Source organism: Streptomyces sp. NPDC005898 (assembly GCF_040629635.1).
In the GTDB taxonomy this organism is placed as follows: Bacteria; Actinomycetota; Actinomycetes; order Streptomycetales; family Streptomycetaceae; genus Streptomyces.
The window spans coordinates 126269-149648 of sequence record NZ_JBEXWC010000016.1 but is presented as its reverse complement, the minus strand read 5'-3'; the positions used below and the strand labels follow the sequence as shown (position 1 = coordinate 149648).

Sequence of the window (23380 nt, the reverse complement as noted above, 5' to 3'; positions counted from 1 at the left end):
CCCCGATACCACCAGTATCGGGGCGACCCTCCGCCTTGCGAGCGCACGCACCAGACGCCGCCAGGCCCGCCCTGCGGGCGGACGACGCTACTTTCACCACACGCCCTAGGGGACCGCGGTCGGTGACGAGGGCCGGGACGCGCGCGGGCAGGACAGTGCGGGCGGCTGGGCGGGCAAACGGTACGGTCCGGCCGCGGCCGCCTTTCGCTCTCCGCATCCCGGTGGTCAGTTCGCGGCCGGGACGTCGGCGGAGTACTCCCTGGCCTGCCGGTCCATCTCGGCCCGGAAGGCGGCGATCAGCTGCGGCCGGATCCGTCCGGCGTTGCGGTCACCGCCCGCGCAGACCGTGCCCCGCACCCCCACGATGTCCGTGCCGGCGCGGGTCAGCGGACCGAGGTCGGCCTGCTTGACGCTGCCCGCGAGGGCGGCGAGCAGGCCCGACGCGTGGGCGCGGCGGACGAACTCGGCGCAGGCGTCCGGCGGAACGTGGTCGAAGAGCCGCGTCCCGTCCTTGATCGCGGTGTCCAGCATGGCCGCGTCGGCTCCGGAGCGGGCGGCGATGTCGGGCAGGGCGAGCGGATTGACGCAGCCGACGCGGTGCGCGTCGGCGTACCCGGAGGCGACGACGAGCGCGTCGGGCCGGTGGTCCTTCACCGCCCTGACGACCGCCCGCATGACGTCGATGCCCTGCTCGGGCGTCGTGCACCCATAGAGGCCGACCTTGATGTACGTGGCGCCGGAGACGACCGCGCCCAGCGCGGCCTGCGCCACCGTGCCCGGCTTGTACGGCACGTCCCCCACGGTGGCGGACACCGGTTTGTGGGCACGGGACGGTGGCGCGTATCTCCCGGATGACCCACGGGAAGTTGGCGCCGAGCGAGCCCTCGTCGGGCTTCTTGACGTCGACGATGTCGAGGTGCTCCGCCGCCTTCGCGCAGTCGAGGGCCTCCTCGACGCTGTCCGGGGAGATGAGAAGCAACACCGTGCACTCCTTCCGCCGCCGGTCCGCCCGGCCGGGGCCGGGGGACCGGGGGTCACCTGAGTCATGTGCGGTGTGCTCAGCATTGACGTCACCCACGGGAACCGAAAGGGCGCACAGCGTGCTCATGGGGCGTGCGCTCTCACATCCGATGCGCCGTGCATACCGGAACAAACCAGCCTCATTGGCGCCGTTGTCCCCGGCGTTCACCTCCGTGCGACCGGCCCGTGAGGGCGGTGTGAGCAAATCGGGGTACTGAAGACCACTCGGTCGGTCCTATATTCATACAAACAATTCACGCGCGGCCCTGCTGCGATGAACACGGGGTAGGACCGCAGTGAGCGAACCCGCCGGCACTGAACCCGCTTGGACCGAGTCCCGCGCCGCCCGCAAGGCGCGCGAGAAGGCGCGCAAGCGCAGGCGCATGGCCGTGGTGGCGGCCGTGCTCGGCCTCGGCGGGGTGGCGACCACGTGCGTTCTCGCCTTCGGGGACTCCTCCGGGAGCCGGGGCGAGGCGCGGCACACCGCGACCACTTCCTCGGGCGACGCGGCGCAGAAGGCGCGGGCCGCCAAGCGCGCGAAGAAGGACGAGGAGAAGTGGGACGGCAAGGTCCGGGTGCTGGGCGACGGCTCCACCTCGTACGCCGGGCCGCAGCCCGGGCAGCTCAAGCCCAAGAAGCTGAAGCCCGGTGAGAAGCCGCCGCAGTTCGTGGTCTTCTCCTGGGACGGCGCGCTGGAGGGCGACGACCACCGCTTCTCCCACTTCCGCCAGGTGGCGCGGGAGAGCAAGGCCCACATGACCTTCTTCCTCACCGGCATCTACCTCCTGCCGGAGAGCAGGAAGTCGCTCTACCGCCCGCCGCAGCACAACCCGGGGTCGGCCGCCATCTCGTACCCGACCGTCCCGCACATCCGGACCACGCTGGAGCAACTGCGCGGCGCCTGGAAGGACGGCAATGAGATCGGCTCGCACTTCAACGGGCACTTCTGCGGCCCCAAGGGCGGCGGTGACTGGAGCACCGGGGAGTGGAAGAGCGAGATCGAGCAGACGTACGCGTTCATGAAGGAGTGGAAGACCAACACCGGCTTCACCCAGGAGGCGCCCCTGCCCTTCGACCCCGACCGGGAAGTGGTCGGTGGCCGCGCGCCCTGTCTGGAGGGGCAGAAGAACCTCCTGGCCGCTATCAAACCGTTCGGCTGGCGCTACGACGCGAGTTCCTCGGGGGACTTCCAGATCTGGCCGTCCAAGGTCGACTCCATCTGGAACTTCCCCCTCCAACTCCTGCCCATGGAGGGCAAAGAGGTGCAGGTCCTCTCCATGGACTTCAACTTCCTCTACCACCAGTCCGGCGACAGCACCCAGGGCGACCCGGCGAAGTACCCGGCCTGGGAGGCGCAGGTCCGCAAGTCGTACCTGAACGGCTTCAACCGCGTCTACAACGGCAGCCGGGCGCCGATGTTCGTCGGCAACCACTTCGAGGACTGGAACGGCGGCATCTACATGAACGCCGTCGAGGACGTGATGCGGGAGGTGTGCCCGCGCAAGGGTGTGCGGTGCGTGTCCTTCCGGGAGCTGGCGGACTGGCTCGACGCCCAGGACCCGAAGGTCCTCGACCGGCTGCGGCTGCTCGACCCCGCGCAGGCGCCCGACTGGAAGTCGCTGGTCAAGTAGGGCCGCCGGGGCCGCCCGACGCTACTTCGCCGCCTTGACGTAGTCGGCCCACAGGCGCACCGCCCGCTCGCTGCCGGGCGTCCCCGGGGCGTCGCCGCCGAGCCCCGTCAGGGGGAGCGGCACCAGGTTCTTCAGCGACATGCGGTAGACGACCACGGCCGTCGTCTCGTCCTCGGTGCCCCCCACGAACCAGCCCGCCGTGTTCGCGGTGGTCGTCCCGGTCTTGCCCACGGCGCCGGCGTGCGCCCCGCCCGCCGCCTCGGCCGACCCGTCGGTCATCGTGGCCCGCAGGGCGTCCGTGACCGCCCGGGCGGTCTCCTTCGACATCGCGCGGGCGGGCCTCGGCCTGGTGAGCGGCACTGCGTCCCCGGCCCGGGTGACCGAGCGCACCGAGTAGGGGTCGGTGTGCATGCCGTCGTCGGCGAAGGTCCGGTAGGCGCCGGCCATCCGGATGGCGCTGGGCGTCGAGTTCTCCCCGAGCGCGAAGCCGGGGACCCGCTCCCCGAGGCTCGATTTGAGCAGCCCGGACCGCAGGGCGTACTTCTCCACCCGGTCGAGGCCGACGTCGAGGCCGAGTTGGAGCAGAGGCGTGTTGACCGAGTCGGCGACGGCCCGCCGCAGCGTCACCTCGCCCCAGTCGCGACCGCCTTCGTTCTGTCCCTTCACGACCTTGCCGCTGCGGTCCCAGTACGGCCCCTCCGGCGTCCGTACGGCGACCCCGTCGTCGCCGTCGTAGACGCTGGCCGGGGAGACCGGTGTGCGGCCCCCCTCCCGGGTGCGCCGCACACCGTCCTCCAGCGCGGCGGCGTAGACGAACGGGGTGAAGACCGAGCCGGCCGGAATGGTCGTCGCGTTCGACTGGTTGAAGCCCTGCTTCAGGAAGTCGTGGCCGCCGTACACGGCGAGCAGCCGGCCGTCCGGGGCCACGCTCGCCGCGCCGATCCTGGCGTACTTGTCGTTCTCGGGCCGCCGCTCGGCGTCGAAGCCCTTCTCGGCCTTCCGGACGGCGGCGGTCAGCGCCTTCGTGCGGCCCCGGTCGAAGGTCGTGCGGATCTGGTAGCCGCCGAGGTCGTAGTCGGCGGCCTTGATGTGCCCGGCCTTGATCGCGTTGCGCTTGGCCAGCTCCACCAGGTAGCCGGTCTGCGCGCCGGGGGTGGTGCCGGAGCCCGACTTCGTGGGCTCCGGGAACTTCTTGTACGTGGCGCGCTCGGCCCGCGTGAGATGGCCCGTCTCGACCATGCGGTCCAGGATCCAGTTCCACCGCTCGACGGCCCGCTCGTGGTTCTCCTTGCCGAGGGCCGGGTCGTAGAGTCCGGCGCCCTTCAGGAGCGAGGCGAGGAAGGCGCCCTCGCTGGCGTTGAGCCGCGAGACGTCCTTGCCGTAGTAGGCGTGCGAGGCGCGCTGGATGCCGTAGGTGCCACGCCCGAACCAGCTCGTGTTCAGGTAGTCCTGGAAGATCTTGTCCTTGCTCGTCCGGTTGTCCAGCTTCACGGCGATCAGCGCCTCGGTGAACTTCCGGGACAGCGTGCGGTCCTGGCTGAGGTAGACGTTCTTCACGTACTGCTGGGTGATGGTCGACCCGCCCTGGGTCTCCCCTCCGGTGAGCGCGGCGCCCGCGGCCCGCAGCACGCCGCTCGGCGAGACACCGGAATCCGAGTAGAAGCTCGCGTTCTCGGCCGCGAGGACGGCCCCCCGGACCTTCGGCGGCACCTTGTCCAGCGGTATCTCCTGCCGGATGACCCAACCCGTGCGGGCCATCACGGTGCCGTCGGACCAGTAGTACACGTTGTCCTGTTGCGTGGCGAACGAGTTGAGATCATCCGGTATGTCCGTGGCGGCGTACGCGATCGTGACGAAGCCGGTCAGACCGAGGACCAAGTAGAGGAAGGCGCCCAGCCACTGACGCCACGACGGTATCCACCGCCGCCATCCGGCGCGGCCCGGCCGCGGGTAGGCGGGGCGCAGCCACCGGAGCCGGCCGCGCCACCTGGCGAGGGCACCGGACACGGCGCCGTCCGGCCATGCCCCGCGCCGCTCCGCGGCCTTCCTGCGCCGGCCGGTCGCCGCGCGGCGGCCCCCCGGTGCGGCCCGGCGTTCCGCGGATCCCTCACCTGCGGCTATCCTGCGCCCACCCACCCCGGATGCCTCCTCTGCTGCGCTCTGCCGCACACCCTAGAGGTACGCGGGGCGTCGCCGCCGGGGCTCTCGCGGGCCGGTTCGCCGCCCTCCTGTCCGCGCGTGGAACGAACGGCGCGGGGACGGCGCGGAGTTGTGCGAAGATTCCGTCCCCCAACCGGGGTGATCAGGCGACAAATGAGGAAACACAGTGATACCCAAGAGATACAGACCCGCCGCCGTCGCAAGTCTGGCCGCGGCCGTGGCATCCGGCTCCCTGCTTACGTCCCCCGCGCACGCGGACACCGCCGGCGAGCAGCCCCGCAAGGCCGACCGCGAGACGGTCGCCGCCTTCGCCCGCATCGCCGACGACGTCCTCTCCCGGCGCACCGGGGCCCTGGTGGAGGAGCGCGCGGGACGCGGCGGCTCCGGTACCGGCGCTGCCGCGACGCGCATGTCCGGCCGGCTGAAGAAGGACGAGGACGCCGCGCTGCGGTCGTTGCGCGCCCGCAAGTCGCGGCTGGCGAAGCTCGGCGAGGCCTACACCAAGGCGGACACCCGCGTCGTCGTGGAGCGCGCCACGATCACCGGTGGCACGGCGACCGTCGAGGTCACCGCGGAATCGACGCTCACGTACAAGAAGCTGCGCGGGGATGAACCGGACACCACCGCGTTCTCGACGCGGCAGGAGCTGAAGCTCGCCGGCACGAAGGACGGCGGCTGGAAGCTGACGGCGATCACCTCCCGCGACGACGGCCCCGTCGCGGTCGCCGAACCGTCGGTGGCCCGCGTGAACACCGTCGACGACGGCAACCAGTACCCGGACGGCACGCCGGCGTCCACCAAGTACCCCTCCTCGCCGCTGCCCTCGGGCAAGACGGCCGGCAGCTACGACTACTCCGCCATGGCGCGGTACGCGGAGAGGTACTGGTACAGCTACAACCCGGCGTACCGGAAGTTCAACGGAGCCGGTGGTGACTGCACCAACTTCGTCAGCCAGGCGCTGAAGGCGGGCGGCTGGAAGTCCGTCCCGGGCTCCGCCTCCGACTACCGGAACTGGTGGTACGACGGCACGAAGCAGAGCACCTCCTGGGTCGGCGTGAACGAGTTCGCGTGGTTCACGCTGTCCAACCGGCGGGCCCCCAACCTGTCGAGCGTCTACAAGCTGGACGTCGGTGACGTCCTCCAGGTGGACTTCAACAAGGACGGCTCCAAGGACCACTCCATGCTGGTGACGTACCGTGACAACCGGCGGGGCATGCCGTACCTCACCTACCACTCCACCGACACCTACCGCAGGTCGCTCGCGAGCGTCCTCGCGTCGTACCCCGACGCGCGCTACTTCGCGTACCGCACCTGACGGATCCGGCACGGCCCGTCCGCTCCACGAGGCGGACGGGCCGTTGCCCGCGTGACGCGGGGCAGGCCGTCACCGGTGCCGGGGCGTACCGGTCCTCCGGCGCCGAGTCGGGGTAGCGCGGCACATCGGCCTCACCGATACTGGGCGGACGCCACTCCATTTCGACGCATGCCCTTTCGGGTCCTCGTACCGGGGTGCCACATCGTCCTGAGGAGGGAAGATGCGCGCACGGGTCCGTCGCCTGAGTTTCCTGGAGCGGGCCCGGGACCGAGCGCGGTCAGGCGGTGCTGCGCGGAACACGGTTCCACAACCAAGGCGCGTTCATCGCCGGCTGTCTCGGCGGTGTCGCGCACCGGAATTGCGGTGCAGCCCGGCGACCACGGCCACGTGCACGGGCGCCGGCTCGTCCTCCAGTGCCCGGAGCGTCAGCACGACGAGCGCCGTGACCACCGCGACGGCCGTGAGCGCGAGTGCCGCGGGCACGGCGCGGCGGCGCCAGGCGGGTCTCTCCCTGTCCGGCTCGGGAGGCGGCGCCGGGTCCGCGAAGTCCTCGACCTCGGGGGGAGGAGCGGATGTCGCCTTGCGCAGCCGGTGCGGCCGGGCGTGCGCCAGGCTCTCGGGGTTCACCCCCACCGCCCGCTCCAGGCAGTACTTGCGGTGCCCGTCGTCGGTGACGAGCCAGGCCAGCCACAGCCACGCCGGTTCGTAGGCACGGTCGGCCAGCAGCGCCTTCCGCAGCAGAGCGCGGGCCTCGTCGCCGTGTCCCTGTTCGGCGGCGCGCACCGCCTCGCGGGTATGGGCAGGGGCAAGCAGCTCTTCCTCGGCCACGGTTCACTCCCTGTCGCCAGTTCGGCCCGGCCGACCGTGCCGGCCCTCGCCGGAGCCGCCGGCAGCTGCTACCGGCTCACCCCATGTTCGCCACGGCCCCCGCGGGGCGTCCCGCCCGGCCGGTCCGTCCGGGTGAGCCGGAACGGACCGGCCTGCCAGAGGCGGGCAGGACGTCGAGGACGGGGAGATCGCGGTGGCGCGGTGACCGAGAGGCACGCGGTCGCGACGTCGCGAGGGTCGTCGCAGCCGCGTGGGGCCGCTGGTCTCAGGCGGCGGCGAGGGGAGTGTCCGCTGCCAGGGTGGGGCGGCGGGACGCGGCGGGCCGTTCGGCCGCCGCCAGGATCTCGTCGGCGGCCGCGATCGCATGGTTGATGGTGCGTGTCCCGGTCACCGCGCACAGCGTGCGGGTCACCTCTGCCAGCTCTCGCTGCCACGCCGCCCCGGGGTTCTCCGCCAGCGCGATACGGGCGTTCGCATAGCGGGAGAGCAGGGTCCTCACTTGGCGGGACTCCGACTTCAACACGACCACACGTCCTTTCCAGGCTCTTGACTGCGGTACGTGTTCCCCGGTATCGCGCTTTCATGCCGAACCGGCCGCCGGTGCGAGGAGGTGCTACGCCTCGTCCGTGTCGGGGCGCCGGGCCGCGCGGCGCCGGAGGCGCAGCGGCAGCACGTACCAGCAAATGGCGAACCACAGCATGACCCCGCCGACCAGGGCCTCGGCGAGGGGGCCGGTGATGACGGTGCGCAGGATCAGCAGGAGGGTGCAGCCGATGGTCAGCGCGAGCAGGACGATGCCGCACATCATCAGGCGCCCCGCGGTCTCCACCACCTCGTCCTTCATGCGCTGCCCCGACAGGAAGCGGTGCAGGGAGACGGGCGCTATCAGCGCTCCGGTGGCCGACGCGCCGAGGACGACGGTGACGACGTAGACGACCCGGTCGAACGTGCCCAACTCCCGGAACAGGGGGGTGAACGCCACACTGAGCAGGAATCCGAAGAGGATCTGCACACCTGTCTGGGCGACGCGGGTCTCCTGGAGGATCTCGATCCAGCGGCGGTTGACCCGCTCGCGCGCGGGCTCAGGGCCCTCGCCGCTCCCGGCGCGCGACCCCTCGCCGTGGTGGCGCGGGCAGCAGGCGCCCTCCTCGGCCAGCTCGTCCGGTCTCTCCGTCATGCTCATGGCATCCTCCCCAGTTCCAGGAAACCGGATGCCCCTTCGGGAGCCTTCCATGCAGGTCGCGTACGGGTCGCGTACAGGTCGGGCGCGAGGTTACGGGCCGTCCGCGGGACTACGGTGCCGTCACGGCCGCGCGTTCCCCCGTCGCCGTCGCGGTGGCCGGCTTCCCGTCCTGGACCTGCTGGAGACGCTTCAGCGTCGCGGCCAGCATCGCCTCGGTGCCGGTGGGGTCCTCGCCCGCGCCGGCGCCGCCCGACAGACGCACCTCGATGACGGCCTTGCCGGAACGGCTGATGCCCTTGATGTAGTCCTCGGTGCCGTTGGGGTTGATGAGCAGGGCGGCCTCGTCGCCGATGGGCTTGGAGGGCTTGTGCGGCTTGTCCTTGACACCCTTCATCGCCGTGTAGACGGCGTGCGCGTCGGCGGGGCTTTCGAACAGGCAGACGTAGACGTCGGCCATGTTGAGCGTGGAGCCCTGGTACTCGTAGGACGCGTCCCCGCCCCGGACCCAGCCCTTCGGAGCACCCTCCACGTCTTGACCGTTGCAGTACGTCGTCTCCATCACGCCCTTGTCGCCGTGCAGGGAGTAGGCGGGCAGCGCCTCGCCGTCGCCCATGAGCGCCTGGGTGATCGCGCCCTGGGGCAGGTCCCGCGTGATCGGCTTCGTCGCCGCCGGGCCCGCCTTCTTGCCGCCCCCGTCCTTGGCTTCCGCGCGATCCGCGGCACCGCCCGGCTTCTCGTCGGCGGAACAGGCGGCGAGAGCGAACGCGGCGAGCAGGGCTGTGCCGGCGAGAGTGAGGCGACTGCGTGACATGAGCACACCCTATCCAAGGGTGATCATGGAACGGGCGCGGCGCCCGCCGGACGGCCATGGGCGGGCTTCGTGTGCTTCGTGCGCTTCCTGTGCGCTCCGGGTGTCGGATGCTCACCGGCGGGCAGGCATCCTGGCCTGCGCGGCACGGAAAACCCGGTACCGCTTCCATCGACGGGACCAAGGACCATACTGGTCGGGTCCCGATCACCCACAGAACGACTCCATGGCCAAGAACAGCACCTCCTCGACCACCGTCCCCGACACCGCGTGGCTGGGGCGCGGGCGCCACCTCGGGCCCGAGCCCGAGCAGGACGTACGGCGCAACCTCATCGCCCTCAAGGCGGCCGGGGTGCTCGACGACTACCTGGACCTCGACCCCGTCGAGGCGGCCCGCTCCACCGTCCTGCACCCGCGCGACGAGTCCGCCGACCCCGGTCCGTCGGCCCGCCGCCTGTTCGAGGCCCGCTGGCGCGTGGCCGGCGACGTCACGGTGCGCGCCCAGCTGACCACGTACGACCCCGAGAGCCGCCGCAAGGACGGTGAGGGCGTCGCCTGGGTGCTCGCCGCCGAGGCGGAGCAGCCCTGGGACGCCCACTGGCTCTCGCCCGCCACGATGTTCTGGCCCGACAGCGACCGAGTCGCCTGGGACCACGACACGGTGCCGGGCGTCCGCCTGCGGACGACGAACCACCTCCCCAAGGACGACGACGAACTGCGCCGCCGCCTGCGGGACTGCACCCGGCAGAGCTGGTACGTCCACGTCGTGGTGCACGAGGCGATGACGCCGGACGCGAGGGGCCAGCAGCCGGTCTCGACGTTCCTGCCGCCGAGCCTGCGCCACCGGGTGGTCGAGCACCGCGGCACACCGGAGCAGGCGCAGATCGCGGACTTCGCGATGAAGCGGGAGCTGGGCGTGCGCATGCCGCGCGGCGGCGGCGTCGTCCTGCCCACGGCCGGGCAGGGCCTGGAGTACGAGGCGGAGCGCTTCACGGTGCGCAGCGTCTTCCTGGACGGTTCGGAACCGACCGAACTCCTCGACAAGATCCTGGAGTTCGTCGCGCTGCCCAGGCCCCTGCCCGCCGACGCCGAGCGGGCCTTGACGCGGTTGCGCCAGGGCTGGCACCTGCTCACGCCGGAAGAGGAGTTGGTGCACGCCCAGGGCATGGTCACCAAGTACGCCGAGGCCCTCGACGCCATGACGAAGTCCCGTGACCTCTACCAGGAGGCGGCCGAGGCGGCGATGGCCGCGCTGGCCGAGGCGACGGGCGGCGACAGCCCGCCCCGGCCGGTGGCCGCGCCGGGCCCGGGCAAGACGGAAGGGTCACCGCTGAGCGCCCTCACGAAGGCGTTCGGCCGCTTCCGGGAACCGAAGAAGTAGGCGGGGCGGGGCGGCGCGGCCGAGGCGGGGGCGCGCCGGTTCACCCCCGCGCCGGGAAGCAGTCGGCGGAAGGCGTGAGGGGGGTGCCGTCCCAGGGGCTCGGGCCGGTGCCGTCGTGCCAGGCCCGCAGGTCCTCGCCGTTCACGCAGATGATGCCGCACTGCTGCGCGTACTCCAGGGCCGGGGCGGTGAAGTCGCTGGTCGTGACGAGCGCCGCGACGTCCGCCTCGTGGACGGTGAAGCAGGTGCCCCCGAAGCGCTGCAGGTCCTGCGAGCCGACCTTGTTGGTGTCGCCGTACCGCTTGCACTGGATGACCACGCGCCGCCCGTCGCCGGTCACCGCCACGACGTCCGCGCCCAAGTCGCAGGCGCCGCCCACCACTTCCACCTCCGTGCACTGGTCGCGGGCGCACAGCTCGGCTATGGCCTGCTCGAAACCGTCGGCGTCCAGGAGGGCGTAGTCGACCGGCGCGGCGGCCCGCACCTCTTCTTCCACGACGGTGGTGAACCTCTCCTGCCCGGCGGTGAACTCCTCGTCCACCGGTGGGGCGGCGAGGTGCTCCGAGGCGTTCTCGGCCGCTTCCTCCAGCGCCTCGGCCGCGCGGCGCGCGTATCTCGCGGCGGAGAAGCGGCGCCACCTGGACCGGCCGAGCAGCGCGGCGGCGACAGCGACCATGACCAGGACGACGGCCCACAGCGGGCGGCTCTCCACGAGGTGCGCGGCGGTGCGGGCCAGGAACACCAGGACGCACAGGAGGACCGCGAGCAGCACGAAGAACAGGGCGGTCGCGCGCAGATCGAAACGCCGCCTGCGGTCGGGGCGGCGCACGGGGCGCGTGGGTATGGACATGGGACTCCCTTACGGGCTCACGAGGACGGAGTGAAGATCACCTCTCTACGTGTGCCCAAGATCAACGTCCCTAAGAAGCGGCCCGGCCGTGGGCCAGCAGGGCCGCGTGCGGCAGCACCAGCGTGCCGTCGTCACCGGCGAACTCCGCCGCCAGCGTGACGAAGTGCTCCTTGATCCGCGCGATCACCGCCGGAGTCTGCCCCGTCACGACCTGCCCGATCGTCGCCACTCCCGCGGCCGGGCCGCTCCACCACTCCTCCGGGGTCGTCCGGTGGTCCCAGCGCAGCGTCTCGCAGCCGCCGTCGCGCAGTCCGGCGCGCTCCAGCAGCGCGGCCAGGCCCTGCTCGGTGCGAGGGAAGTCGTCCTCGGCGGCGAGGGGAGGCAGGTGAGCGGGACGGGTGACTCCCGCCGCCTGCACGGCCCTGCCGAGGAGGGCCTGGCCGGGCGCCGCGGGGGCCGCCCAGACGGTGACCGCGACCCGGCCACCGGGACGCGTCACCCGGGCCAGCTCCGCCAAGGCGGCCCGGGGGCGTCCGACATGGTTGAGCACGAAGTTGCCGACCACCGCGTCGAACTCGCCGTCGGCGAACGGAAGATGGGGCAGGGCCGCGCACCGCACGTCCGCCCGCGGCGCCTCCCGCGCCGCCCGGGCGACCATGCCGGGCTCGGCGTCCACCGCCGTGACCTTCGCGCCCCGGGCACCCGCCGCCACGGCGACGGTGCCGGTACCCGTCCCCACGTCGAGGAGCCGAACTCCCTCGCCGACGCCGGCGGCGCGCAGCAGCGCGGGCACGGGATAGGCGCATAGCTTGGCGAAGCTCGCCGCGTAGGCAGCGGCCTGCCCCGCCCACGCCTGCCGCTCGGCCGTGTCGAACGCGGTCTCGGTCATCGGACCGTCCCCCCCTGGGCTTGCCGGTCGGTGGTCGGCTGTCGGCTGTCGGCGTCCGAGTCGCGCCGGACGCTCAGCGGCCCCGGCGCACTTGGGCCGCCTTGCGGGCCTCGGCCAGTTTGCGGGCCTCACCCGCCTTGCGGGACTTGCCGCCGGTGGCGCGGGAGGCGTCCTTGCTGGTGCCGAGGCCACGGAAGGGGGCGTTGACGTTCTTGGGCCGGGGCGTGGCGGGGCCGGCGTCGAGCGGATTGCCGGAAGGCGCCTTGGCCCCCGTGATCCGGCTCAGCTCCGCCTCGCCCGAGCGCACCTTGGTGACCGACGGCTCGATGCCCGCCTCGGCCATCACCCGGGCGGCCTCGCGGCGCTGGCCCGACAGGACCAGGGTGACGACGCGGCCGGACTCGCCGGCCCGCGCGGTGCGGCCCGCGCGGTGCAGGTAGTCCTTGGGGTCGGTGGGCGGGTCGACGTTGACCACGAGGTCGAGGTCGTCGACGTGCAGGCCCCGGGCCGCGACATTCGTCGCCACCAGGACGGTGACCTGGCCGTTCTTGAACTGGGCGAGGGTCCGCGTGCGCTGCGGCTGCGACTTGCCGCTGTGCAGGGCCGCGGCGTGCACCCCGTTGGCCCGCAGATGCCGGGTGAGCTGGTCGACGGCGTGCTTGGTGTCCAGGAAGAGCAGCACCCGGCCGTCGCGGGCGGCGATCTCCGTGGTGACCGCGTACCGGTCCGGCCCGTGCACGATCAGCAGATGGTGGTCCATGGTCGTCACCGCGCCCGCGGCGGGGTCCACGGAGTGCACGACGGGGTCGTGGAGGTAGCGCCCGACCAGGTCGTCCACGTCGCGGTCCAGGGTGGCCGAGAACAGCATGCGCTGGCCGTCCGGGTGCACCTGGTCGAGCACCTCGGTGACCTGCGGCAGAAAGCCCAGGTCACACATCTGGTCGGCCTCGTCGAGGACAGTGATCCGGACCTTGCCCAAGCGGCAGGCCTTGCGCTCGACCAGGTCGTGCAGGCGGCCCGGGGTGGCGACGACGATCTCCGCGCCGTCGCGCAGCGCGGCGATCTGCCGGCCGATCGACATGCCGCCGACGACCGCGGCCATCCGCAGCCCCAGCGCGTCGGCGTACGGCGTGAGCGCCTCGGTGACCTGCTGGGCCAGCTCCCGGGTGGGCACGAGGACGAGGCCGAGCGGCTGCTTGGGCTCCGCGCGCCGCCGCGCCGTCCGCGTCAGCAGCGCCAGGCCGAAGGCGAGCGTCTTGCCCGAGCCGGTGCGCCCGCGCCCCAGGACGTCGCGGCCCGCGAGGGCGCTGGGCAGCGTGGCCGCCTGGATCGGGAACGGCTCGCGCACATCGAGCGCGGTGAGCGTCCGCAGCACCTCGGCCGGCAGTTCCATGTCGGCGAAGGAGACGGCGGGAGTGGCGTCGGAGGAGGTGTCGGGGCGGTCCGGGTGATGCACGAATAGCCTTCCGCGAGGGGGACATACCGAGGAAGGCCCGGCAGGACACGTCGACGCACGACCGGGACCGACCGGACGAAAGCGCCGGACGCCGCGTGCGCGCAAACGGTTAAGGATAACACAGAGTAACGGGCGTGGGCCGAGGCCCATCCACCGGCCACCCCACCGCGACGGAAAGCGGCAGCTCCGGCCCAGAGCGGCGGCCTCGGCGGGCAGCGGCGACACGGGCGACCGGAGTGTGCTGCCCGCACCGGGGCTGGCCGCCGAGGACCACCTGCGCCGGTGCGGGCAGCGACCTCCCGGTCTCGCGGCCTACGCTGTTCGCATGCGGCTGCTCCTGACCTCCGACACCCATGTGCCCGCCCGGGCCAAACGCCTGCCGGACGCCCTGCTGGCCGGCCTGGACGAGGCGGACGTGGTGATCCACGCCGGTGACTGGATCGACGAGGCGACGCTCGACCTGTTCGCCTCCCGCGCCCGCCGCCTGATCGGCGTCTTCGGCAACAACGACGGGCCGCCGCTGCGCCGCCGCCTCCCGGAGGTCGCCCGCGCGGAGCTGGCGGGAGTGCGGTTCGGTGTCGTGCACGAGACGGGCGCGGCCACCGGTCGGGAGCGCCGGTGCGCCGCACGCTTCCCGGACCTGGACGTCCTCGTGTTCGGGCACAGTCACATTCCCTGGGACACGCGCGCGCCCGGTGGCCTGCGGCTGCTCAACCCCGGCTCTCCCACCGACCGCAGGCGCCAGCCCTTCTGCACGTTCCTCACCCTGACCGTCGCGGACGGCGCCCTGCACGACGTGACACTGCACCGGCTGCCGCCCCGGTGACGCCAGGTCAGTAGCGGTGGCCCGGCCAGTGCGGGTCCTCCCACCGGGCGGGGCCGCTGAGCCCGACGAGGCGTATCCGGTGCAGCAGCTCGGCGTCGGCGCCATGGGCCCGCAGCCGCGCCGGGGCGTGCCGGGCCAGCCAGTCCGCGAGCCCGGCGCGCAGGGCCCGGGCGTCCTCGGAGGCGTGCCAGGGGAGTTGGTCGCCCAGCAGGTCGTACTCCCATGAGGCGGCGGCCTCGGCCAGGTGCCGGTCGGCGGCGGGGTGATCGACGGTTTCCCACACCGTGAGCCAGGGGTCGAGCGAGACGGACGCCTCCACACACAGGGCGAACACCTCGTGTGCCGGAACGACCGGGTCCGGATCCACGAGGGTGGCCGCCCACCAGGCGTGCAGGAACTCCCACACCACCACGGTCTGCCGCGCCGGCCACAGGCGCCACTCGGCGCGGGCGAGCGAGCCCCCGACGTCGGCCATGTCGAACAGGGGCTCCACCTCACCGGCGACCAACGCCCTGGCCAGCTGCGGCAGGACGCGTCGCGTCACCGCGCCGGGGTCGGTCCAGTCGGTGGCGCTCCACGTGCGGTGGAGCAGGTCCGGGTCGAGTTCCACGTCCGGGACCTTCAGCAGGGCCAGCTCTTCCTCGCTGCCCCAATGGCAGGTGCACTGGGCCTCGTCGGCATGAGCGGTCATGCCGCGGAAGGTGACCTCCACGCGGTCCAGCGCACGGTCGAGCCGCCGGCGCGGGGCGGCGTCGTCGGAGATGGTCGTCGTCGGCACGGGCAACCCCAGCAGGACTCCAGGCGGCTTCCGCCGGCCGAAGATCCCCACATTACCCGCTCACGCCGTGCTCCCTCAGGGGTGCAGGGCGGCCCAGGTGGCGGTGTCCACGACGCCCGTCACGGGCAGGGAGAACTGCCGTTGCAGATGCTCGACCGAGGCCCTGGTGACCTCTTCGAAGACGCCGGTCGTGGGGACGTTCACGTAGCGGTAGACCTCGTTGAGGATGCACTGGAGGTGGCGCACGCCCTCGCCCGTGCTTCCCGTCTGGAGGGTGGTGTGCCCACCCAGATACATGCACAGGCGCCACTCGGTGCCGGTCGCCCCACTGGCCGCCGGGGTGTGCGCGGCGGCGGGGCCGGCCGCCGACATCGCCAGGGCGGCGGCCACCACGGCGGCCCCCGCCGTCGTCCGTATCGTCTGTCGGGTCATTCGTCTCGTGCGTACGCGCTTCATCGTGGCTCCTCCTCGCGCCGGAGCGGCGCCTGCTGAAACCGGTCGGGGTGGGACGGTTCGGGGATCGCGCTCAGTACCAGGGGCAGCGGGGCAGCCCGGGGGCGGGGTGGGACATGCCGGCGGGGATCGTCACGACCTCCGCGGGGACGTTGCCCCAGCCCTTGATGGTGGGCAGCTCACCCACCCGGTCGCCCTGGGTGTAGTACCAGACGTTGTTGCCCTGGGTGTCCCGGGGGCCGATGGTGTAGCAGGTGAACCAGGACGGGGACAGGCGCAGCCAGCCGGTGATCGGCGCGTCGAACGTGGGTCTGCCGTACACGTCCGACGGCAGGTTGTCGCAGTACAGCGCCTTGGTGAAGGTATTGCCGATGGAGTCCCGGAGGTTGAGGCCCTCTTGCAGGGCGCAGGTGCCCCGCTCACCGGCGCTCGCGGGCGCGGCCGACAGGGGAAGGCACAGCAGCACACCGGCTGCCGCGGCGACGGCGGCGGCCCGTGGCGAGGTGCGTGGCAGGAACGGTCTTCGTCTCATGGCGTACTCCTGAAGGATCGTCAGGTGCCGGAAGGGAAGGGGAGGGAACGGGGGAGAAGGGGGTGAGCGAGTGGGGGGAGGGGAGTGAGGCCGGAAACGGCGCCGGTCACGACCAGGAGCACTTCGTCAGGCCGGGGAAGGGGTGCTGGGGCGCCTTCACCGCCACCGCCGGCATGTAGCCCCACGCCTTGACGGTGGGGGAGGCCACGATCTGATCGCCCTGGGTGTAGTACCAGATGTTGTTGCCCATGTAGTCGGAGCCCTCTTTCCAGCACACGAACCAGCGCGGGCTGTACAGCATCTTGCCGACCACCGGGCTGGTCGAGCGGGACTGGATGCGCACCGAGCCGGGGGTGAGGTCGCACCACATGTCCCCGGTGAAGTGCATGTTGGTCCAGTCCACGTGCGCCTCGCCGGGCCGCAGCCAGCACACCGGTTCCACGTCGGTCGCGGCGGACGCGGGCGCGGTCAGCGCCGCGCACATCAGCGCGGCGGCGGCGAACGGGCCCATGGCGCCGCGCAGTCGACGCAGCCGGCCCCCGGGTCTTCCCCTCATGGTGAGCACACCCCTCGTCTCGGTCGACCTCGTGCCGGTCGGCACATCCGTCCGATTCCGGCGGTACGGGCCCGATGGTGACCGCCGCACCTGACACGCTGCTGACGAACCGGCCCGCCCACCGCGTCACCGCCCGCCCCCGGCGCCGGACGACCTCCGGGCCCGCGACGCGAACTCCAACCGTCGGCCGAGCGCTTGGGGCGGCGACGGGCACGCCGGAACCGTCGCGGGGGCCGGGCATCCGGCGCAAAACGGCCCTGGCGCCCGGTCGGAGGGGACTCGGTCACCGTGACAGGAACCGACGTGACGCGTTGGCACTCATGCTCCATGGGTGACGGGGGCAGCGCGCAGTGCCCGCTTCTCCCGGCCCGCACGGCACACCGCACGCGTGTGCCGTTTCTCCACAGAGTCGAGAACGAGGAACCCACGTGCCCCAGCTGACACCCAGACGTCTGGCCACGAGCGCCACCCTGATCGCCGCCCTCGCGGGCGTCCTCATCCCCGCCACCGCCGCCTCCGCGGCACCCGCGGCTCCCACGGCACCCGCCCGCACCACGGCCCCCGCCGACCCCGCCCCCGACATGGACGGCGTGAGCGCGGCCCTGAAGGCCGCCATGGCCAACGGCGCCCCGGGCGCGATGGCCCGCTTCACCGGCCCCGACGGCGTCCGCACGCGCACGGCCGGCGTCCGTGACCGCGTCTCCGGCGAGGCCATGAGCACCCGGGCACGCTTCCGCATCGGCAGCGTCAGCAAGACCTTCTCCAGCGTCGTGCTGCTCCAACTGGTCGACGAGGGGCGGCTGGAACTCGACGCGCCGGTCAACCGCTACCTCCCCGGCCTGCTGCCCGACGACCGCATCACGGTCCGCCACCTGCTCACCCACCGCAGTGGCCTGGCCGACTACACCGATGCCATGTTCGCCAAGACCGTGCCCGGCTTCGAAGCGGTGCGCAACCGCGTCTTCACCTACAAGGAACTGGTCGCCCTCTCCCTGGCCGAGCCCCGCACCACCGAGCCCGGGGCGGCCTACAAGTACTCCAACACCAACTTCGTCGTCGTCGGCATGCTCATCGAGAAGGCCACCGGGACCTCGGTCGCCCAGCAGTACGAGCGGCGCGTCTTCAAGCCGTTGAACCTGCGCAACACCTCGTACGTCCACCCGCAGACCCAGATCACGGGTGTACACGTACGCGGCTACCTCCACCCGGACGAGGCGGGTGCGCCGCTCGTCGACTCCACGGAGCAGACGGTCTCCTGGGCCCAGTCGGCCGGCGCGGTCATCTCCGACCCCGCCGACCTCAACACCTTCACGACCGCGCTGATGCGGGGCAAGCTGCTCTCGCCCCGGATGCTGGACGCCATGACCACCGTCACCCCCACGGACACCACCCAGACCCGCTTCTACGGGCTCGGGCTGCGCCGTTACGACCTGTCCTGCGGCGCCCAGGTGTACGGGCACACCGGCACCGTCCAGGGCTACTACACGTACGCCTTCGCCACCCGCGACGGCCGGCGCTCGCTCTCCGCCATGGCGAACACCTCGAACCGGGGCGCCGCGAACACGGCGCTCGGCGGGACGCTGGAGGCGGCCTTCTGCGGCAAGAAGCCCGCGCCCGCGACGTCGTCCCCGACGGCGCCGCGCGCACGCACCACCCTGCCCGCGGAGGCGGGACCTGCCCGAGCGCCGCTGACCGTCGGCAGGGGCGCTCACGAGCCCCTGCGGACAGGACACGCGGACGCCGGCGAGGGCGAGGCCGCGGGAGTCCCGGCCCGCGCTTCGAGCTGGCCGAGAATCTCGACGGAGAGCAGGTCCTCCTTGCCCTTGAAGGCGTCCGCGACCGTCGGATCGGTGGGGAAGACCATCTCCGCCGAGACATTGTCCTGAACGATCCGGGCGAGATTGTCCAGGGCGACGAAGACCGGGTCGCGCGGAACCTCGGCCGTCGGCAGGTCGATCAGATGGGTGGCGACCTTCGCCGGATGCATGCACCGTCTGATGATGATCGACGCCTGGTTCCGTTCGGACGTCGTCCAGATCGACAGCACGACCGTGTACAGGTCCTTCCAGGCCTTCTCGCCGAGGGTCTCCCGCCATCCGCGCAGGAGACCCTCCACGCCGGAGATCTGCGCGGCGGCCGCGTACCGCATGTTCGTGCGGATACTGGGATACGCCTGGGCCGAGAACGCCTCGAACGACGCCATGTCGAAGCCCCCGCTGCGCACGGCGTCGCGGATGAACGCCAGTGCCAGGTCGAGGATCTTCCCGCAGGCGTCCTCGAGTCGTCGTGGCAGGTGGGCGTCGCCGAGCTGCCGGCGCGCGGTGGTCAGGGTGGCGGCGTACCTGTGGAGCGGGTCGATCCAGCCGGCCGAGCGGGGCCCCTCGAAGGCGACCATGTCCAGGTCGTGGGGGTCGATCCGGCCCGTGCCGGGAAGGTGGGGCACCTTGTCGTTCAAGTACGCGGCGAGGATGGAGAAGATGCCCTGGGGCACGTGACTGATCGACTTCGCCAGCTCGAACAGCTCGGGCACCGGGGTGACGGACTCGTGCGGGTGGCCGTCGCGGATGAGGGTGAACCTGCCGCCGGTCGCGTCGTTCTGGACGACGACGACGGGGCTCAGGCGGTGGATCAGTTCGGACTTGAGCGCGGCATAGCTCGCGCGCATGCCGACGTTGGCCGCGCGGATCGCGTCGCGCGCCTGCCGCTCGGTGTCCGCCGCCCCGCTCGCCCGCGCGGCGGCGGACGCCGGCGGCGTGGCGCCGAAGAGGGACGCGGCACCCGCCGCCGACACCCCGTCGATGAAGCCCCGGCGTGTGACCATGGCAGTCCTCCCGACACGAGCCCCGGGGCGTCGCGCTCCGCTCCGCCCCGGGGTTGGTGCGGCCCCCGCTCCCCGACCGGTCGGACGGGTCAGGGCCGGTAGTACCGCACGCACTTGAGCGGATTCGCGTTCGCGTCGTCGATGCAGACGATGACGGACGCGGCCCCACCGGCCACATCCGCGGGGATTCCGACATTGATCGCATACGTCGTGTCGCACTTGGGGCTGGTGCTCACTTCACCGCGCTTGACGTTGTTGGCATCGTAAGCGCCGAACCACGCCCTGCGGCAGCCGACGGCCCGGAGTGTCCCGCTGAAACCGACCGATCGGTTGTACCAGGTCAGAGTGCCGCGGACGTAGCTGGCCCCGTAGGTGACGTCGACGGGAGTGGTCGGATAGGCGGTGGTCTGCGCGCTGACGGCGGGAGCGCCCAGCAAGGCGCCCGCGGTCAGCACGGCGGAACCGAGGGCGGCGGCGAGAGGAGTCTTCATGCGCTCTCCAAGGGTGGAGGTGGGATGGGTCCGTTGCGGCTTCACATCCTGGGAGTCCCGCCGTCTGCGGCCCACCTCTTAAGTCACGGCTTAAGGCCTCCGCGGCCCCCGGGGTCTCACGGTTCCGTCGGGACACCCGTCCGCAGCAGGGCAAGGCCGAGCGGGGTGATGAGGTGCAGCACGGAGCCGCCCCGGCGGCTGGTGGTGATGAGGTCCGCGTTCCGCAGCACCGTCGCGTGCTGACTGGCGGCGGCGGCCGTGACGTTCAGGCGGCGGGCCATCTCGCTCGTCGTGCAGCCTTCCGCCGTCACACGCAGGGCGGCGGCCCGTGTGCGGCCCAGCAGGGACTCCAGGTTGCGCGGGGTTGCGCCGTCCGCCTCCGCCGGCCCGGTACCGGTCAGCGACCGGCGCAGGGCCGGCACGGTCAGTCGCGGCGGCTGCGCGGTGTCGAGCGGGTCCCACAGAAAGCTCACCGGACGCTTGGAGAAGATCGTGGGCGTGATGATCAGCCCTCTTCCCCGCAGACGCACCTCGACCCGGCGTGGATAGGGAGCCTCCAGCACCGGCGGACACCAGCGGACCAACGGCGGACAGATCGAACGGAGCAACAGGTCGATGCCTCCCTCCAGCACCAGGTTCGCGCACCGGGTGGACAACGCGACCAGCTCGGACCGCCCTTGCTGCCAGTAGGGCTCCACGGTCAGCCGATGGCAGGCGCGCACCCCCTCGGCGAGCTCCCGTACCGCCTCCCGGTCGCCCTCGGAGACCCGCCTGGCCCACGGCAAGTGCGCCGGGTGGAAGTCGAGGCCCTCGATCTCGCGTCGCAGCCGGGACACCGGGGCGTGCAGCAGGTTGTCCACCGCGTGGTCCAGCAGGGGCACATCACCCGCCAGCGCCAGCAGGTCGAGCCCGGGACCGCGCACCGGGACCAGCGACGTCAAGGGGCGCGTGTCCGCCCCCATCCGGCCCGCGACCGCAGAGCGCCATGAGCGGAAGTGGGGCAGCTCCCGCTTCTCCCGCAGCAGCTCCAGGCTGAAATAGACCTCCGCCGCGACACCGATCGTCGCGGCCACCCGGGTCCGGGCAAGATCTTGCGTCGTGAAGTGAATGCGTAACACCGACCGGCCCCCTGCCGCCGAAGTGGAGCGCGCGAGCACACCACCAGCATGCCCCAACCCGGCTCGCCCCACCGGGACTTCAGACCCGACTGGCTCCTGCGCTCACCGAGCGCCGCCGCTCCCCAGGCTGTTCACCGAGGCGCCACGGACCCCGTCGTCGGCAGATAGCGCGGTGCGCGCCAGGCGTTGAGGCGGTGCTCCACCGATGCCCCCAGCGACAGCAGCCGGCCGTCCTGGTGGTCGCCGGCCATCAGGAGCAGCCCGACCGGCAGTTCGCCCACTCTGCCGGCGGGCACCGACAGGGACGGGTATCCGGCGACGGCCGCCGGGGTGGAGGAGGGGATGACGTCGTTGTCGCCGCGCGCGCAGTCGGTCGTCCAGGCGGGCGGGTTCGTGGGGGCCGCGATGGCGTCCAGACGGTGGTCGGCCATGGTCTCGTCGATGGAACGCCGGGAGAGGTCCTTCAGCTCCGCGCGCATCGCCCGGTACGCCGGATCGGTGGTGGGCGGCGCGGCGAGGGCCTGCTCGAAGAGTTCCTGACCGGCGAAGCAGGTCCGCTCCCCGGGCCGGGCGCGGTTGAACTCGATCAACTCGGCGAGGTTCCGCGGCCCTTCGCGCGTGCCGAGATAGGCGTCGATGTCCCGGTGGAACTCGCTCAGCAGCGCCGGGAATTCGAGCTCGGCCAGGCGTGCCTGGTGGGGCGGTGTCACCTCCACGACCACGGCGCCCGCCTCGCGCAGCTTCCTCGCCGTACGGGTCAGCACCGCGTCCACGTCCGGTCCGAGCGAGGGCAGGCGCCACAGGCCGATCCGCTTGCCGCGCAGGCCGGTGCCGTACTGTCCCGTCGCGCTCCCGGCGGCACCGGGCGCTCCCGGGAGGGCCCGGACGCCCGGGAGACCTCGCAGGGCCGAGCGGGCCCCGTCACCGCGTGCGTCCCCGCCCTCGCTCAGCACCGAGAGGGTCAGCGCGGTGTCGACCACGTTGCGCGCCATGGGGCCGGCCGTGTCCTGTTCGGCGGAGATCGGCACCACGCCCGACCCGCTGACCAGGCCGAGGCTGGGCTTGTGGCCGACGACGCCGTTCATCCCGGCCGGGCACACGATGGAGCCGTCCGTCTCGGTGCCGATCGCCACCTGCGACAACGACGCGGCCAGCGCGGCGGCGGAACCGGACGAGGACCCGCACGGGTTCCGGTCCAGGACGTAGGGGTTGTGGGTCTGCCCGCCCACCGCCGACCACCCCGATGTCGGTTTCGCGGCGCGGAAGTTGGCCCATTCGGACAGATTGGTCTTGCCGAGGATCACCGCCCCCGCCTCGCGCAGCCGGGTGACCAGCCGGGCGTCCGTGCCGGGCGGCTTCCCGGCCAGCGCCAGCGAACCGGCCGTCGTCGGCATGTCACGCGTGTGCACATTGTCCTTGACCAGGACGGGGATGCCGTCCAGCGGCCCAAGGACCGTGCCGCGCCGATGCCTTGCGTCGCTCGCGGCCGCCTGGCGCAGAGCCGTCGGACTGGTCCGCAGCACCGCGTGGATCCGGGGGTCCACGTCCGCGATCCGCCGGAGGTAGGCCCGGGTCAACGCCGACGAGGTCAACGACCCGTCGGCCATACGTGCCTGCAGTTGCGGAATCGTCACCGTGTCGAGGTCGACCCCGGGCACGGCAGAGCCCCCGTGCGGCGACGATCCTCGCTCGCCACCGCGATCGGCGGCTTGCGCGCCCGCGTGCGGCGCGACCCCGAAGAAGGACCCCGCGACCAGGGCGGCGGTCAGTGCGGCCGTGCTTCTCTTCCCCATGCGCCTCAGCCGACTACACGGCCGGCGTCCGGCGCAAGGGCGCGGGCCCTACGTGGCCGGTCGGGCGGTGGAATCGGGGGACTTGGGCGGCTGGAAACAGGCGATCACGGCCTTGCCCTTGGCGCAGGGCCTGACCTGCCAGTCGTCGGCCATCGCGTCGACCAGCATGAGGCCGCGCCCGCCCAGGGCCTCGTCCCCGGCCTCGCGCGGCTGCGGCAGGTCGGGGTCGGGGTCGTGCACGGTCACATGCAGGCAGTCGTGGTCCCAGGTGAGGATGAGCTGCGCGTCCCTGCGGGCGTGCACATGGGCGTTGGTGACCAGCTCCGACACGGTCAGCAGGACGGCGTCCACCAGGTCGGGCGACGTCCTCGACCAGTCCAGCGACCGCAGGTGCTCACGGGTCCAGTCGCGGGCCACCTTCACGCCGCTGCTCACCGGCAGCGATCGCGCCCAGCCCACGGCGGTGAGCGAGACTTGCTCGTCCATCACCC

21 protein-coding genes and 1 pseudogene are annotated in these 23380 nt (G+C 72.4%); 5 read left to right on the top strand and 17 right to left on the bottom strand.

Annotated features, from left to right (window positions below):
• Positions 1–225 precede the first annotated feature (225 nt).
• Positions 226–982, bottom strand: a pseudogene (locus tag ABZ385_RS22145) ((5-formylfuran-3-yl)methyl phosphate synthase).
• Between the two features lie 421 nt (positions 983–1403).
• On the opposite strand from ABZ385_RS22145, the gene ABZ385_RS22140 reads away from it, so the two are divergent.
• Positions 1404–2651 (top strand): hypothetical protein, encoded by a 1248-nt coding sequence (locus ABZ385_RS22140; protein ID WP_358587554.1) that lies wholly within the window; start codon positions 1404–1406, stop codon positions 2649–2651.
• Positions 2652–2672: 21 nt separating this feature from the next.
• Here ABZ385_RS22140 and ABZ385_RS22135 read toward each other — a convergent pair whose 3' ends face one another.
• Positions 2673–4658: a transglycosylase domain-containing protein gene (locus ABZ385_RS22135; protein ID WP_358587524.1), complete on the bottom strand. Its 1986-nt coding sequence runs from the start codon at positions 4656–4658 to the stop codon at positions 2673–2675.
• Positions 4659–4977: 319 nt separating this feature from the next.
• Between ABZ385_RS22135 and ABZ385_RS22130 the strand changes: the two genes are divergently transcribed.
• A complete protein-coding gene (locus ABZ385_RS22130; RefSeq protein WP_358912767.1) occupies positions 4978–6126 on the top strand; it encodes an amidase domain-containing protein in 1149 nt (382 codons plus the stop codon).
• 321 nt (positions 6127–6447) lie between these two features.
• Here ABZ385_RS22130 and ABZ385_RS22125 read toward each other — a convergent pair whose 3' ends face one another.
• From ABZ385_RS22125 to ABZ385_RS22110, 4 genes are all read right to left on the bottom strand, one after another.
• Positions 6448–6954: a hypothetical protein gene (locus ABZ385_RS22125; protein ID WP_358587528.1), complete on the bottom strand. Its 507-nt coding sequence runs from the start codon at positions 6952–6954 to the stop codon at positions 6448–6450.
• 265 nt (positions 6955–7219) lie between these two features.
• Positions 7220–7477 carry a DUF5133 domain-containing protein gene (locus tag ABZ385_RS22120; RefSeq protein ID WP_358912765.1) on the bottom strand — a complete coding sequence of 86 codons (258 nt, stop codon included), beginning with the start codon at positions 7475–7477 and terminating at the stop codon, positions 7220–7222.
• Between the two features lie 90 nt (positions 7478–7567).
• Positions 7568–8137, bottom strand: coding sequence for a DUF6328 family protein (locus tag ABZ385_RS22115; protein WP_358587532.1), 570 nt, complete (start codon positions 8135–8137; stop codon positions 7568–7570).
• Positions 8138–8246: 109 nt separating this feature from the next.
• Entirely contained in the window at positions 8247–8948 is a 702-nt protein-coding gene (locus ABZ385_RS22110) for a hypothetical protein (protein WP_358587534.1), read from the bottom strand.
• A 223-nt stretch (positions 8949–9171) separates the two neighbouring features.
• Here ABZ385_RS22110 and ABZ385_RS22105 point away from each other — a divergent pair, with 223 nt between their 5' ends.
• Positions 9172–10326: a hypothetical protein gene (locus tag ABZ385_RS22105; protein WP_358912763.1), complete on the top strand. Its 1155-nt coding sequence runs from the start codon at positions 9172–9174 to the stop codon at positions 10324–10326.
• A gap of 40 nt (positions 10327–10366) precedes the next feature.
• Here ABZ385_RS22105 and ABZ385_RS22100 read toward each other — a convergent pair whose 3' ends face one another.
• The 3 genes from ABZ385_RS22100 to ABZ385_RS22090 all read right to left on the bottom strand — a co-directional run bounded on the left by ABZ385_RS22100 (position 10367) and on the right by ABZ385_RS22090 (position 13458).
• Complete coding sequence (locus tag ABZ385_RS22100; protein ID WP_358912761.1) at positions 10367–11176, bottom strand: restriction endonuclease; 810 nt, start codon at positions 11174–11176, stop codon at positions 10367–10369.
• 70 nt (positions 11177–11246) lie between these two features.
• The gene (locus tag ABZ385_RS22095; protein WP_358912759.1) at positions 11247–12065 is read right to left on the bottom strand and encodes a class I SAM-dependent methyltransferase; all 819 of its coding nucleotides are present in this window, start codon (positions 12063–12065) and stop codon (positions 11247–11249) included.
• 73 nt (positions 12066–12138) lie between these two features.
• Positions 12139–13458 carry a DEAD/DEAH box helicase gene (locus tag ABZ385_RS22090; RefSeq protein WP_358587556.1) on the bottom strand — a complete coding sequence of 440 codons (1320 nt, stop codon included), beginning with the start codon at positions 13456–13458 and terminating at the stop codon, positions 12139–12141.
• A 388-nt stretch (positions 13459–13846) separates the two neighbouring features.
• Between ABZ385_RS22090 and ABZ385_RS22085 the strand changes: the two genes are divergently transcribed.
• Positions 13847–14347 carry a metallophosphoesterase gene (locus ABZ385_RS22085; RefSeq protein ID WP_358587542.1) on the top strand — a complete coding sequence of 167 codons (501 nt, stop codon included), beginning with the start codon at positions 13847–13849 and terminating at the stop codon, positions 14345–14347.
• Between the two features lie 7 nt (positions 14348–14354).
• Here ABZ385_RS22085 and ABZ385_RS22080 read toward each other — a convergent pair whose 3' ends face one another.
• The 4 genes from ABZ385_RS22080 to ABZ385_RS22065 all read right to left on the bottom strand — a co-directional run bounded on the left by ABZ385_RS22080 (position 14355) and on the right by ABZ385_RS22065 (position 16666).
• A complete protein-coding gene (locus ABZ385_RS22080; protein WP_358912770.1) occupies positions 14355–15038 on the bottom strand; it encodes a hypothetical protein in 684 nt (227 codons plus the stop codon).
• Between the two features lie 162 nt (positions 15039–15200).
• Positions 15201–15557, bottom strand: a complete 357-nt coding sequence (locus ABZ385_RS22075; RefSeq protein ID WP_358912757.1) for a peptidoglycan-binding domain-containing protein — start codon at positions 15555–15557, stop codon at positions 15201–15203.
• 94 nt (positions 15558–15651) lie between these two features.
• Positions 15652–16110 (bottom strand): hypothetical protein, encoded by a 459-nt coding sequence (locus tag ABZ385_RS22070; RefSeq protein ID WP_358912755.1) that lies wholly within the window; start codon positions 16108–16110, stop codon positions 15652–15654.
• Between the two features lie 106 nt (positions 16111–16216).
• The gene (locus tag ABZ385_RS22065; protein WP_358587548.1) at positions 16217–16666 is read right to left on the bottom strand and encodes a hypothetical protein; all 450 of its coding nucleotides are present in this window, start codon (positions 16664–16666) and stop codon (positions 16217–16219) included.
• A 428-nt stretch (positions 16667–17094) separates the two neighbouring features.
• Here ABZ385_RS22065 and ABZ385_RS22060 point away from each other — a divergent pair, with 428 nt between their 5' ends.
• Complete coding sequence (locus ABZ385_RS22060) at positions 17095–18552, top strand: serine hydrolase domain-containing protein (RefSeq protein ID WP_358912753.1); 1458 nt, start codon at positions 17095–17097, stop codon at positions 18550–18552.
• Between the two features lie 1024 nt (positions 18553–19576).
• Here ABZ385_RS22060 and ABZ385_RS22055 read toward each other — a convergent pair.
• From ABZ385_RS22055 to ABZ385_RS22040, 4 genes are all read right to left on the bottom strand, one after another.
• Positions 19577–19978 carry a hypothetical protein gene (locus tag ABZ385_RS22055; protein ID WP_358590365.1) on the bottom strand — a complete coding sequence of 134 codons (402 nt, stop codon included), beginning with the start codon at positions 19976–19978 and terminating at the stop codon, positions 19577–19579.
• Between the two features lie 116 nt (positions 19979–20094).
• A complete protein-coding gene (locus ABZ385_RS22050) occupies positions 20095–21051 on the bottom strand; it encodes a winged helix-turn-helix domain-containing protein (RefSeq protein WP_358590367.1) in 957 nt (318 codons plus the stop codon).
• A gap of 176 nt (positions 21052–21227) precedes the next feature.
• A complete protein-coding gene (locus tag ABZ385_RS22045; protein ID WP_358912751.1) occupies positions 21228–22889 on the bottom strand; it encodes an amidase family protein in 1662 nt (553 codons plus the stop codon).
• A 48-nt stretch (positions 22890–22937) separates the two neighbouring features.
• On the bottom strand, positions 22938–23375 hold the full coding sequence (locus ABZ385_RS22040; protein WP_358590372.1) for an ATP-binding protein: 438 nt from the start codon (positions 23373–23375) through the stop codon (positions 22938–22940).
• Between the last annotated feature and the right edge of the window lie 5 nt (positions 23376–23380).

What these genes read in the sequence shown, in the direction of transcription:
- ABZ385_RS22085 (WP_358587542.1), top strand. Translation starts at nt 13,847, where the DNA reads ATGCGGCTGCTCCTGACCTCCGACACCCATGTGCCCGCCCGGGCCAAA.
- ABZ385_RS22080 (WP_358912770.1), bottom strand. Translation starts at nt 15,038, where the DNA reads ATGACCGCTCATGCCGACGAGGCCCAGTGCACCTGCCATTGGGGCAGC.
- ABZ385_RS22040 (WP_358590372.1), bottom strand. Translation starts at nt 23,375, where the DNA reads ATGGACGAGCAAGTCTCGCTCACCGCCGTGGGCTGGGCGCGATCGCTG.
- ABZ385_RS22095 (WP_358912759.1), bottom strand. Translation starts at nt 12,065, where the DNA reads ATGACCGAGACCGCGTTCGACACGGCCGAGCGGCAGGCGTGGGCGGGG.
- ABZ385_RS22110 (WP_358587534.1), bottom strand. Translation starts at nt 8,948, where the DNA reads ATGTCACGCAGTCGCCTCACTCTCGCCGGCACAGCCCTGCTCGCCGCG.
- ABZ385_RS22055 (WP_358590365.1), bottom strand. Translation starts at nt 19,978, where the DNA reads ATGAAGACTCCTCTCGCCGCCGCCCTCGGTTCCGCCGTGCTGACCGCG.
- ABZ385_RS22090 (WP_358587556.1), bottom strand. Translation starts at nt 13,458, where the DNA reads ATGGAACTGCCGGCCGAGGTGCTGCGGACGCTCACCGCGCTCGATGTG.
- ABZ385_RS22115 (WP_358587532.1), bottom strand. Translation starts at nt 8,137, where the DNA reads ATGAGCATGACGGAGAGACCGGACGAGCTGGCCGAGGAGGGCGCCTGC.
- ABZ385_RS22100 (WP_358912761.1), bottom strand. Translation starts at nt 11,176, where the DNA reads ATGTCCATACCCACGCGCCCCGTGCGCCGCCCCGACCGCAGGCGGCGT.
- ABZ385_RS22075 (WP_358912757.1), bottom strand. Translation starts at nt 15,557, where the DNA reads ATGACCCGACAGACGATACGGACGACGGCGGGGGCCGCCGTGGTGGCC.
- ABZ385_RS22070 (WP_358912755.1), bottom strand. Translation starts at nt 16,110, where the DNA reads ATGAGACGAAGACCGTTCCTGCCACGCACCTCGCCACGGGCCGCCGCC.
- ABZ385_RS22065 (WP_358587548.1), bottom strand. Translation starts at nt 16,666, where the DNA reads ATGAGGGGAAGACCCGGGGGCCGGCTGCGTCGACTGCGCGGCGCCATG.
- ABZ385_RS22105 (WP_358912763.1), top strand. Translation starts at nt 9,172, where the DNA reads ATGGCCAAGAACAGCACCTCCTCGACCACCGTCCCCGACACCGCGTGG.
- ABZ385_RS22045 (WP_358912751.1), bottom strand. Translation starts at nt 22,889, where the DNA reads ATGGGGAAGAGAAGCACGGCCGCACTGACCGCCGCCCTGGTCGCGGGG.
- ABZ385_RS22140 (WP_358587554.1), top strand. Translation starts at nt 1,404, where the DNA reads ATGGCCGTGGTGGCGGCCGTGCTCGGCCTCGGCGGGGTGGCGACCACG.